We start from the raw sequence: 11,480 nt of genomic DNA, 5'->3' as shown, positions 1-11,480 counted from the left end.
CAGAAGGGCATCATCATCGGCCCCAAGGGCAAGCGCCTGAAGGAAGTCGGCATCAAGAGCCGCAAGCAGATCGAGGCGCTGCTGGGCACGCCGGTCTTCCTGGACCTGCATGTGAAGGTGGCGAAGGACTGGCAGCGGGATCCGAAGCAGTTGCGGCGGCTGGGGTTCTGAGGGCTGGGGCCCTGGCGGCTCGGGTTCTGAGCAGTTCGGGGTAGGGGTGGCTAGTCGACGGACTTGATGCGGCCCACCAGCACCGCCCCGGCCACCCCGATCGCCGCCGCCAGTGCGTACAGGACGCGGTAGCCGCCCAGGTGGGTCACTATGGGGGCCGCCAGGGCGGGGGCCGCCACCTGGGGGAGGGCGTTGGCCACGTTGATCACGCCCAGGTCCTTGCCCCGGTCCAGGGCCTTCGGCAGGACGTCCGTCATCAGGGCGAAGTCGACCGACATGAAGACGCCCAGGCCCACCCCCAGCAGCGCCGCCACCACGATCGCACCCGGCCACGTCTGCCACGCCGCCAGCAGGGCCGTCGCCGCCGCGATCAGCGCGCCGGACCAGCGGACGAACGGCTTGCGCCGGCCCACCCGGTCCGACCAGACCCCGCCCACCACGACCGTGGCCAGCAGCGTCACGCTGTTCACCGCGGTCAGGATCAGCACGCCCTCGTCGGGGTCGTCGTACTTCAGGCGGTCGCGCAGGTAGTACAGCAGGTACAGGATCACCAGCGCGTTGCTCAGGTTGATCAGGAAGCGGGTCAGCCAGGCCCAGCCGAAGTCGGGATAGCGGCGCGGGCTCAGCCAGAAGCCCCGGAGGAAGGCCCAGGAGGACCAGGTCGGGCGGTCCGTCGGCGCCAGGCTCAGGTCCTTGTGGCGCAGTACGTACGGCAGCACCCCCGCCACCACGAACACCGCGCACGCCGCGTACCCCGCCCCGACCCCGCCCACCGCCGTCGCGAGCCCCGTCCCCGCGACCGCCCCGAAGATCTGCGCCGCCCCCAACCAGCCGCCCACCGAGCCGCGTTGCAGCCGCGGCACCCGGTCCGGCACCGCCGCCGTCACCGCCGCGAAGGCCGCGTTCAGGGTCAGCTGCACCAGGCACCAGCCCAGCATCATCCCCCAGAACCCGTCCGCGCCCCCGAGCAGCAGCAACGACAGCGCGCCCGCGCCCGTCCCCGCCACGATCCACGGCGTGCGGCGCCCCCAGCGGGCCGTCGTCCGGTCCGACAACGCGCCGAACAGCGGGTTCGCCAGCAACGAGACCGCCGCGCCCAACCCGGCCACCCAGGCCAGCAGCGTCTCCTTCGACATCCCCGTGCCGGGCGCGAAGTCCTCGGCCTGCTCGGGCAACAGGATCTGCAGCGGTCCGTACCAGCCCACCCAGATCGCCCAGTTGGCGAGCGAGAGTGCCGTGGTCCAGCCGGGGCCGACCCGGTCGACCGGGTCGCTGAGCGCCCCGACCGTCATCCCTGCGCCCGCAGCACGTCCCGGAACCAGCCGTACGACGCCTTCGGGGTCCGCTCCAGGGTGTCGTAGTCCACGTGGACGAGCCCGAACCGGCGCGCGTACCCCTCCGCCCACTCGAAGTTGTCCAGCAGCGACCAGACGAAGTACCCGCGCACGTCCACCCCGGCCTCCGTCGCCCGGCGCAGCGCACGGATGTGGCCGTCCAGGTAGGCGATCCGCTCCTGGTCGTCGACACCCTCGTAGGAGCAGCCGTTCTCGGTGATGACGACGGGCGGGAGCCGGTCGCCGTAGCGCTCGTGGAAGCCGGTGAGCAGTTCGGTGAGCGCCTCGGGGATCACCGGCCAGCCGAAGTCGGTGACCGGGACGTCCTCGATCTCCCGCACGGAGAAGGGGAGTTCGGCCGGCATCGCCACCCCGCCGAACTCGATCTCCGCGCCCTGCGGCGCGCCCACCTTCGTCGGGGCGTAGTAGTTGACGCCGTAGAAGTCCAGCGGCTCCCCGATCACCTTCAGGTCGGCCGCCACATCGCCCGGCATCAACTCGCCGATCCCCGCCGGGTATTCGCCCAGCAGCACCGGGTCCGCGAACAGCCGGTTGAGCAGTACGTCGTAGAAGTCCGCCGCCTCCACGTCCGCGGGCTCCTTCGACGCCGCCCACGTCGGCCCGTGCGAGTTGGCGATCCCGATGTCCGTGACCCCGGCCGCGCGCAGCGCCCGTACGGCCAGACCGTGGGCGAGAAGCTGGTGGTGGGCGGCGGGCAGCGCGTCGAACAGGAGCCGTCGGCCGGGCGCGTGGACGCCCAGCGCATGGCCCAGCAGGGTGTGCTCGGCGGGCTCGTTGAGGGTGATCCACTTGTGCACGCGGTCCCCGAGCCGCTCGGCGACCACCGACACGTGCTCGGCGAACCGTGCCGCCGTGTCCCGCTCCAGCCAGTCGAGACCGGCCGGCAGGTCCCAGTGGAAGAGGGTGGGGACCGGCCGTACGCCCGCCGCGCTCAGTTCGTCGACGAGACGGTCGTAGAAGTCCAGGCCGCCGGGGGAGTTGACCCGCGGCCACGAGATCGAGAAGCGGTACGCGCCGACCCCGAGCCCGGCCAGCAGGGCCACGTCCTCGCGGTAGCGGTGGTAGTGGTCGCACGCCACCGCCGCCGTCGAGCCGTCCTTCACCCGTCCCGGCAGTGCCGTGAAGGCGTCCCACACGGACGGCTCGCGCAGCTCGGCCGCGCCCTCGATCTGATGGGCCGAGGTCGACACGCCCCACAGGAAGTCCGCCGGGAACTGAGGTATCGCTTGCGTCGCCATGCGCCGGATCATCGGTACCCGGGGTAACGGAAGTCAACGGCCAGGCGGAAACAAGCCGTTACCCCTCTCCTTCGAGCCGTCAGGCCCCTTCCTTGAGCACCCGAGTGATCAGTTTCCGCTGTTCTTCGGTCAACCGTGGGTCCGCGCAGTACACGGTCCTGCCGTCCACGGTGATCTGGTAGCTGAAGCCGTCGGGCACCCCGACCGGGGGCGTGCCCCTGCCTTCCGCGAGCGCCCGCTCGGCCAGGGACCGCCACTCCTGGGCATCGGGCCGTCCCGAGATGTCCACCTCGGCGAACCGCTCGATGCCCGCGAAACCTCCGGTGCGCCTCACCTGAATCCGCATGGGGTCCTGTCTAGTACGGAACTACAGCGTGCGCACGCCGACCTGCTCCCAGGCCTTCATGACCGCCTGGAGCTCCTCGCTGCCGTCGCCGTACCGCGCCTTCGCGGCGGCGCCCGTCAGCGTCGCGAAGTCGACGAAGAGGGCCTGCGGCTTCAGCTCGCCGCCGGTCAGGACGTCGTACCAGATCTGCCCGGCGCGCTCCCAGGCGTGTCCGCCGAGGGCGGTCGCGGCCAGGTAGAAGGCGTGGTTGGGGATGCCGGAGTTGATGTGGACGCCGCCGTTGTCGCGGCCGGTGCGGACGTAGTCGTCCATCGTCGCGGGCTGCGGGTCCTTGCCGAGCACGTCGTCGTCGTACGCCGTACCGGGCTCCTTCATCGAGCGCAGCGCCTTGCCCGTCACCCGCGGGGCGAGCAGCCCGGCGCCGATCAGCCAGTCGGCCTCGGCGGCGGTCTGGCCGAGCGTGTACTGCTTGATGAGCGCGCCGAAGACGTCCGACATCGACTCGTTCAGGGCGCCGGGCTGGCCGAAGTAGGTGAGGTTGGCGGTGTACTGCGTGACGCCGTGGGCGAGTTCGTGCCCGATGACGTCGATGGGGATGGTGAAGTCGAGGAAGATCTCCCCGTCCCCGTCGCCGAACACCATCTGCTCGCCGTTCCAGAAGGCGTTGTTGTAGTCCTTCTCGTAGTGCACGGTCGCGTCCAGCGGCAGGCCGCCGCCGTCGATGGAGTCGCGCGCGTAGGCCTTCAGGAACAGCTCGAAGGTGGCGCCGAGGCCCGCGTAGGCGCGGTTGACGGTGGCGTCCTTGCCGGGCTCCTCGCCCTCAGCGCGGACCTTCCGGCCGGGCAGGCCCGTGCCGTGCCGGGCGTCGTAGATCGTGCGGGAGGGCTTGCCGGGCTCGGCGTCGGCGGGCGGGGCGACGGCGGGCGCGCCGAGCACGGTGGTCAGCCGGCGGTGGGTGCGCTCGTAGGCGTCGCGCTGCAGGGTCCGGCGGGCCGGTCCGGACAGCGCGGGGTCCTCGGCCTGGGCCAGTTTGTCGAGGACATGCGGCGGTACGACGGTGCAGAAGACGGGCTCGTGGCCCCCGTGGTTCGTCATGCCCGGCACCATTGCACTGCGTTATGCCGCTGTCACTAGCCGCCACCATGATTGGTGAAATGTGCCGACAAGACCCCCGCCCGCCGGTCACGGAGTGGTATGGCGCACTTTTTGTCCTATTCATCCCCATCGCCCGAGGGGATCCCGCATACTGATACGCACCGCCGCATCGCGGGCGGCTCGGCTAGCATGCTGCGCATCATGCTTTTCGGGCTGCTTCTTCTTAGCTGCCGCGGCGAGGGCCTGTAGTCCAGGTCGACTCCCTCCCCGCGGAGCTTCGCGTTGCGTCGTCGGCCGTCCTTCCGGACATCCTGAGGAGCCCCGCAATCATGGCGAACCGCCAGCAGCCCACTTCCCTGCCGATCCACAAGTACGGTCGCTACGACCAGGTCGACATCCCGGACCGCACCTGGCCGAACCAGCGCGTCACTCAGGCCCCCCGCTGGCTCTCCACCGACCTGCGCGACGGCAACCAGGCCCTGATCGACCCGATGTCGCCCGAGCGCAAGCGCCGGATGTTCGACCAGCTGGTCAAGATGGGCTACAAGGAGATCGAGGTCGGCTTCCCCGCCTCCGGCCAGACCGACTTCGACTTCGTACGGTCGATCATCGAAGAGCCCGGCGCGATCCCCGACGACGTCACGATCTCGGTGCTGACCCAGGCCCGCGAGGACCTGATCGAGCGCACGGTGGAGTCCCTGAAGGGCGCCAAGCGGGCCACCGTCCACCTGTACAACGCCACCGCGCCGGTCTTCCGCCGAGTCGTCTTCCGCGGCTCCAAGGACGACATCAAGCAGATCGCCGTGGACGGCACGCGCCTGGTCATGGAGTACGCGGAGAAGCTGCTGGACCCCGAGACGGAGTTCGGCTACCAGTACAGCCCCGAGATCTTCACCGACACCGAGCTGGACTTCGCGCTGGAGGTCTGCGAGGCGGTGATGGACGTCTACCAGCCGGGGCCGGGCCGCGAGATCATCCTCAACCTGCCCGCCACCGTGGAGCGTTCGACGCCGTCCACGCACGCGGACCGCTTCGAGTGGATGCACCGCAACCTGTCCCGCCGCGAGTACGTCGTCCTGTCGGTCCACCCGCACAACGACCGCGGTACGGCGGTGGCAGCGGCCGAGCTGGCGCTGATGGCCGGCGCCGACCGCGTCGAGGGCTGCCTGTTCGGACAGGGCGAGCGCACCGGCAACGTCGACCTGGTCACCCTGGGCATGAACCTGTTCTCGCAGGGCGTCGACCCGCAGATCGACTTCTCCGACATCGACGAGATCCGTCGTACGTGGGAGTACTGCAACCAGATGGAGGTCCACCCGCGCCACCCGTACGTGGGCGACCTGGTCTACACGTCCTTCTCCGGCTCCCACCAGGACGCCATCAAGAAGGGCTTCGACGCCATGGAGGCCGACGCGGCGGCGCGTGGGGTCACCGTGGACGACATCGAGTGGGCGGTGCCGTACCTGCCGATCGACCCGAAGGACGTCGGCCGCTCCTACGAGGCGGTCATCCGGGTCAACTCGCAGTCCGGCAAGGGCGGTATCGCGTACGTCCTGAAGAACGACCACAAGCTGGACCTGCCGCGCCGGATGCAGATCGAGTTCTCCAAGCTCATCCAGGCCAAGACGGACGCGGAGGGCGGCGAGGTCACCGGCTCCGACATCTGGTCGGTGTTCCAGGACGAGTACCTGCCGAACCCGCAGAACCCGTGGGGCCGTATCCAGGTCCGCAACGGCCAGTCGACGACGGACACGGACGGCGTGGACACGCTGAAGGTGGAGGCGACGGTCGACGGCACGGACACCGTGCTGACGGGTACCGGCAACGGTCCCATCTCGGCCTTCTTCGACGCGCTGCAGTCGATCGGGATCGACGTACGGCTGCTGGACTACCAGGAGCACACGATGAGCGAGGGCGCCTCCGCGCAGGCCGCCTCGTACATCGAGTGCGCGATCGACGGCAAGGTTCTGTGGGGCATCGGTATCGACGCGAACACGACGCGTGCCTCGCTGAAGGCGGTCGTCTCCGCCGTGAACCGGGCCGCGCGGTAGTTCTTTCGACCACTGGGTGCCTGCGGGGGCTGTGTGTCGGCCGCGCGTGCGTCGTGGCTTGTCGCGCAGTTCCCCGCGCCCCTGGGTATGTCCTGCTTGACCGGCGTATACAAGCCAATGGCTGTGCAGGTCACGGAAAGGTCTCGTCCAAGGTGCTGACTAGGCCAGGGGGATGTGGCTAACATCACGCAAGCGCGGCGACGTTGCCGCGGGTTTCGCGGAGGTGCGACGTGCTGCCAGGACGGGGACGAAACGGCCGTGCCGCGAGGCCTGCCCGCATCCTGGGCACGCGGACCGCGTGGACAGCTGTCGGGGACGGCGAGTTCTTCTGCCCCGGCTGCGGCGGTGACCGCAACTACCAGCGGCTGACCGGGCGCCGCCGGTTCACCCTGCTGGGCGTACCGGTGCTGCCGCGCGGTGAGACCGGACCCGTGGTGGAGTGCGCGGCCTGCCGTCGGCACTTCGGCACCGACGTCCTGGACCACCCCACCACCACCCGCTTCTCCGCGATGCTCCGCGACGCCGTGCACACCGTCGCCCTCGCGGTCCTGGCCGCGGGCGGCTCCTGCGCCCGTACGGCCCTGGAGGCCGCCGCCTCGGCGGTCCGCGCGGCCGGCTTCGAGGACTGCACGGAGGAACAGCTCGACGCGCTCGTCGAGGCCCTGGCGGCCGACACCGGCCGCGTCCTGGGCGAGCCCTGCGGGGCGGGCCTGGCCATAGAGCTCCACGAGGCCCTGGACCCCCTGGCCCCGCACCTCGCGGGCCCCGGTCGCGAGTCGATCCTTCTCCAGGGCGCCCGCATCGCCCTCGCGGACGGCCCCTACACCCCGGCCGAACGCGAGGTCCTCGCCACGGTGGGCGCGGCCCTGACCATCTGCGCCGACGACGTGACCCGGCTGCTGGCGGCGGCGCGTACTCCGTCGTAGTACTCCCCAGGGAGTAACGGGCCCCGTCCGCCGCCCCCGGAAGTACCGCCCAACTCGCCCTCCCGCCCGACGAACCCGCCCCCTTCCCCCGGAAGTCTGGAAGCCGAACCAGATGATCCGACCGGAGGGAGGCCCGTGTCATGGGGGCCGTAAGGACATCCGTACGACGGCGGCGGGGCGTTCCGTGGCTTGTGCTCGGGCTGTGGATCCTCGTGCTGGCGATCGCCTCGCCGTTCGCCTCGAAGCTCGCCGATGTGCAACGGGACCGGGCCGTCGACTACCTGCCGGCGAGCGCCGACTCGACTCAGGTCGCCAAGATCCAGGACCAGTTGCCCGGCGGTGAGACCACGCAGATGGTCGTGGTCTACCACCGGGACGGCGGGCTGACCGCCGAGGACGAGAGCGTCGCCGCGGAGCAGGTCGCCGAGATCGCCGGTTCCTACCGGCTGACCGGGGAGCCCGTGGGCGTGCCCTCCGAGGACGGCACCACGCTCATGTATCCCGTGGCCAGCAACGAGCCCGGCACCGACGAGGAGGCCCGGGACGCGCTCGTCAACGGCGTGCGGGACATCGCCCAGGGGAGCGGCGGGCTCGACGTCGAGGTCGGCGGCGAAGGGGCGCTCGCCACCGATGCCGCCGAGGTCTACAACTCGCTCGACGGGCCGCTGCTCTACACCACCGTCGCCGTCGTCGCGCTGCTGCTGATCATCATCTACCGCAGCCCCTTCCTCTGGCTGGTGCCGCTCGTCGTCGCCGGGGTCGCCAACTACCTGTCCATGGGCGTCGCCTACGGACTCAACCAGTGGTTCGGTACATCGGTCTCCGGTCAGAGCTCCGGGATCATGACGATCCTCGTCTTCGGCGCCGGGACCGACTACGCCCTGCTCCTCGTCTCCCGGTACCGCGAGGAACTGCGCCGCATCGAGCGGCCGTACGAGGCCATGGCCGCCGCGCTCAAGGGCTGCGGGCCCGCCGTGCTCGCCTCCTCCGGGACCGTCGCCGCCGGGCTGCTCTGCCTGCTCGCCGCCGACCTCAACTCCAGCCGGGGCATGGGGCCGCTCGGCACGGTCGGGGTGCTCTGCGCCCTGGTCGCCATGCTGACGCTGCTGCCCGCCGTGCTGGTGCTGCTCGGACGGCGGGTGTTCTGGCCGATCGTCCCCCGCCACGGCAGCACGCCCAAGGCACGCCGGTCGCTGTTCGCCGCGATGGGCAGCTCCGCCGGGCGGCGTCCGGTGGCCGTTCTCGTCGGCGGTGGCCTGCTGCTCGGGGCGCTCGCGCTCGGCACGTTCAACCTGCCCGGCAACCTCAAGCAGGAGGACTCCTTCACCAGCAAGCCCGACGCGGTCGCCGCCATGGAGACCCTCGCGGCGGCCTACCCCGAGCGCGGCACCCAGGCCATCACCGTCATCACCCCGGCCGACCGCGCCGAGTCCACCCTCGCCGAGATCCGCGGCACCGGGGGAGTCGACAGCGCCGAACAGGGACGCAGCGGAGGCGGCTGGGCCGAGATCTCCGTCATCGCCAAGAGCGCCCCCCAGTCCGCGGGGGAGACGGCGACCATCGAGGACCTGCGGGACAAGCTCGACGGCTCCTATGTCGGCGGTCCGAGCGCCGAGCAGATCGACCTGAAGGACACCAACGCCCGGGACCGGCTGATCGTCGTGCCGATCGTGCTGCTGTCGGTGCTGCTGATCCTGGTCGCCCTGCTGCGCTCGCTCGTCGCGCCCCTCATCCTGGTCGCCGCCGTGGTCGCCGTGTGGGGCGCCGCCCTCGGCATCGGCGGGCTGGTCTTCGGCCCGGTGTTCGGGTTCGACGGCACGGACCCGGGGCTCGGACTGCTCTCCTTCGTCTTCCTGGTCGCCCTCGGCGTCGACTACGGCATCTTCCTGATGCACCGGATGCGCGAGGAGTCCCTGAAGGGCGCCGAACCGGACGTCGCCGCGCTCACCGCGCTGCGCACCACGGGCGGGGTCATCGCCTCCGCCGGGCTCGTCCTCGCGGCCACCTTCGCGGTGCTCACCAGCATGCCGATGGTGCAGCTCGTCGAACTCGGCTTCGTCATCGCGGTCGGCGTGCTCCTCGACACCTTCCTGGTCCGCACCTACCTCGTGACCAGCGCGAGCGTCGCCCTGCGCCGCAAGGTGTGGTGGCCGGGCGCCCTGTCCAAGGAGCCCGAGCGCCCCGTACCGCCGAAGGACCCGGAGCGGGTCACCGCGGGAGCCCACTGACCGACCGGCGCCCCTCCCTCCTTGATGGCTCGGTCGCCTACGGGCGCTTCAGCCGGTGCCGAGAGGGCGATCGTGCTCAGCCCTTCGGGCCTCCGCGCGATCGCCCTCTCGACACCGGCGCGCCCTTCGGCTCCCTCGCTATCTCCCGGAGGGGCGCCTTCCTAGCGGAAGATGACCCCCGTGCAGCAGCAGACCAGTCCCCGCATCGGCGAGCGGATCATGGCCGCGGTCAACCGCGATCCCACGACCGCCCCGCACGGCACCCGCAACGACGTGCTGCTGGCGCTGGCGGCGGCCGCCACGGCCGTGTGCCTGGCGCTGTCCACCGACGCCGGCCGGCGGCCCGACGCCGTCGGCTGGGCGCTGCTGATCGGCGCCCATGTGCCGCTGGTGTGGCGGCGCCGCCGTCCGCTGCTCGTGTTCGCGGCCGTGGTGGCGCTCGTCCTGCCGTACCACGCCCTCGACAACAACCACCAGGCGCCGGTCCCCGCCTCGTTCATCGCGCTGTACACGGTCACCGTCACCCAACGGCCGTTCCGCACCCTCGTGGTCACCGCCACGGGCCTCGGTCTCTCGCTCGCCGCGATGCTCACCTTCGGCGGCGACAAGCAGGCCGTCGAACTGCTGCGGATCTACGGCTGGGTCCTCGCCGTCATCTTCGTCGGCATCGACGTCCGCTACTACCGCCAGTACATCGCCGCGGTCATCGAACGCGCCGAGCGCGCCGAACGCACCCGCGAGGAGGAGGCCCGCCGCCGAGTCGCCGAGGAACGCCTGCGCATCGCCCGGGACCTGCACGATCTGCTCGCCCACAGCATCACGCTCATCGGAGTGCAGACCTCGGTCGCCGCCCATGTCCTCGCGGCCGACCCCGAGAGGCTGGACCGCGAGACGGTCGCCAAGGCCCTCGACGACATCGCCGAGACCTGCCGTACAGCGCGCGGCGAACTGCGCACCACCCTGGAGGTGCTGCGCGAGGACGGCCCGGCCGACGCGCGCGGCCCGCTGCCCGGACTCGACGGCCTGCCCGACCTGGTGGCCGCCGCCCGGCTCGCGGGCGCGCGCGTGGAGCAGACGGTACGGGTGCGGCAGGCGCCCCCCGCCGTCGGCGCCGCCGCCTACCGCATCGTCCAGGAGGCGCTCACCAACGCCGTACGGCACGCGGGACCCGAACCGGGCGTCCTGGTCGACCTGCACGAGCGCGACGGCGCCCTGCATGTCGCGGTCACCGACGACGGCACCGGGCCGACGTCGGGCAGGGCACCGGGGTTCGGACTCGTCGGAATGCGCGAGCGGGCCCGCAGTGTGGGCGGCACACTCGACGCCGGGCCGTGCGAGAAGGGCGGCTTCCGGGTGACCGCCGTACTGCCGCTCCCGCCGCTGGAAGGAACCACGTGACCATCCGTGTCCTGCTCGCCGACGACCAGACCCTGGTCCGGGCCGCGTTCGCCATGCTCGTCGAGTCCGCGCCGGACATGGAGGTCGTCGGACAGGCCGGTACCGGCCGGGAGGCGCTGGAGCTGGCCCGCAGCGAGCGCGCCGACCTCGTCGTGATGGACATCCGCATGCCCGAGCTAGACGGCATCGAGGCGACCCGGCTCATCGCGGCGGACGAGGACCTGGCCGGCGTACGGGTGCTGGTGCTGACCACCTACGACACCGACGAGCACATCGTGGACGCGCTGCGGGCCGGGGCCTCCGGGTTCCTGGTGAAGGACACACGTCCGGCTGAACTCCTCGACGCCATCCGCACGATCGCCGCGGGTGAGTCGCTGCTGTCGCCGGGACCCACGGCACGGCTGATCGCGCGATTTCTGCGCAGCCCCTCGACGCCGGCGGTGGGCGGACCGGAGTGCCTGTCCGAGCGGGAGCGCGGGGTGCTCACGCTGGTCGCGCGGGGGCTCAACAACACCGAGATCGCGGACGCCTTGGGGCTCAGCCCCCTCACGGCGAAGACGCACGTCAGCCGTATCATGGGCAAGCTGGGGGCGCGCGACAGGGCGCAGCTGGTCATCGTGGCGTACGAATCGGGTCTGGTGACTCCGGGAACCATGTGACGGACAGGTCAAT

At 71.2% G+C, this 11,480-nt stretch carries 10 protein-coding genes; 6 read left to right on the top strand and 4 right to left on the bottom strand.

The features are described from left to right. Nucleotides 1-171: KH domain-containing protein (locus tag AC068Z_RS29420; protein ID WP_478562099.1), on the top strand; the 171-nt coding region annotated here is incomplete at its 5' end. Nucleotides 172-221: 50 nt separating this feature from the next. On the opposite strand, the gene AC068Z_RS29415 is transcribed toward AC068Z_RS29420, so the two are convergent. The 4 genes from AC068Z_RS29415 to AC068Z_RS29400 form a co-directional block, all read right to left on the bottom strand. Then, nucleotides 222-1,463 (bottom strand): MFS transporter, encoded by a 1,242-nt coding sequence (locus AC068Z_RS29415; protein ID WP_478562063.1) that lies wholly within the window; start codon nt 1,461-1,463, stop codon nt 222-224. Further along, nucleotides 1,460-2,776 carry a GH1 family beta-glucosidase gene (locus AC068Z_RS29410; RefSeq protein WP_478562060.1) on the bottom strand — a complete coding sequence of 439 codons (1,317 nt, stop codon included), beginning with the start codon at nt 2,774-2,776 and terminating at the stop codon, nt 1,460-1,462. The genes AC068Z_RS29415 and AC068Z_RS29410 overlap by 4 nt, the downstream gene beginning before the upstream one ends. Before the next feature lie 67 nt (nt 2,777-2,843). Then, nucleotides 2,844-3,110, bottom strand: coding sequence for a protealysin inhibitor emfourin (locus tag AC068Z_RS29405; protein WP_478562057.1), 267 nt, complete (start codon nt 3,108-3,110; stop codon nt 2,844-2,846). A 21-nt stretch (nt 3,111-3,131) separates the two neighbouring features. Beyond that, nucleotides 3,132-4,205: a M4 family metallopeptidase gene (locus AC068Z_RS29400; protein WP_478562054.1), complete on the bottom strand. Its 1,074-nt coding sequence runs from the start codon at nt 4,203-4,205 to the stop codon at nt 3,132-3,134. 329 nt (nt 4,206-4,534) lie between these two features. On the opposite strand from AC068Z_RS29400, the gene leuA reads away from it, so the two are divergent. From leuA to AC068Z_RS29375, 5 genes are all read left to right on the top strand, one after another. Continuing rightward, nucleotides 4,535-6,256 carry a 2-isopropylmalate synthase gene (gene leuA, locus AC068Z_RS29395; protein WP_478562051.1) on the top strand — a complete coding sequence of 574 codons (1,722 nt, stop codon included), beginning with the start codon at nt 4,535-4,537 and terminating at the stop codon, nt 6,254-6,256. A gap of 230 nt (nt 6,257-6,486) precedes the next feature. Next, a complete protein-coding gene (locus AC068Z_RS29390) occupies nt 6,487-7,182 on the top strand; it encodes a TerB family tellurite resistance protein (protein ID WP_478562048.1) in 696 nt (231 codons plus the stop codon). Between the two features lie 140 nt (nt 7,183-7,322). Beyond that, entirely contained in the window at nt 7,323-9,410 is a 2,088-nt protein-coding gene (locus AC068Z_RS29385; RefSeq protein ID WP_478562045.1) for an MMPL family transporter, read from the top strand. Nucleotides 9,411-9,581: 171 nt separating this feature from the next. Beyond that, the gene (locus tag AC068Z_RS29380; RefSeq protein WP_478562042.1) at nt 9,582-10,808 is read left to right on the top strand and encodes a sensor histidine kinase; all 1,227 of its coding nucleotides are present in this window, start codon (nt 9,582-9,584) and stop codon (nt 10,806-10,808) included. Beyond that, entirely contained in the window at nt 10,805-11,467 is a 663-nt protein-coding gene (locus AC068Z_RS29375; RefSeq protein ID WP_478562039.1) for a response regulator, read from the top strand. The genes AC068Z_RS29380 and AC068Z_RS29375 overlap by 4 nt, the downstream gene beginning before the upstream one ends. The last annotated feature ends 13 nt before the right edge of the window (nt 11,468-11,480 follow it).

This window comes from Streptomyces sp. NPDC043726 (genome assembly GCF_056436565.1).
This window is presented reverse-complemented; position numbering and strand designations above follow the sequence as displayed.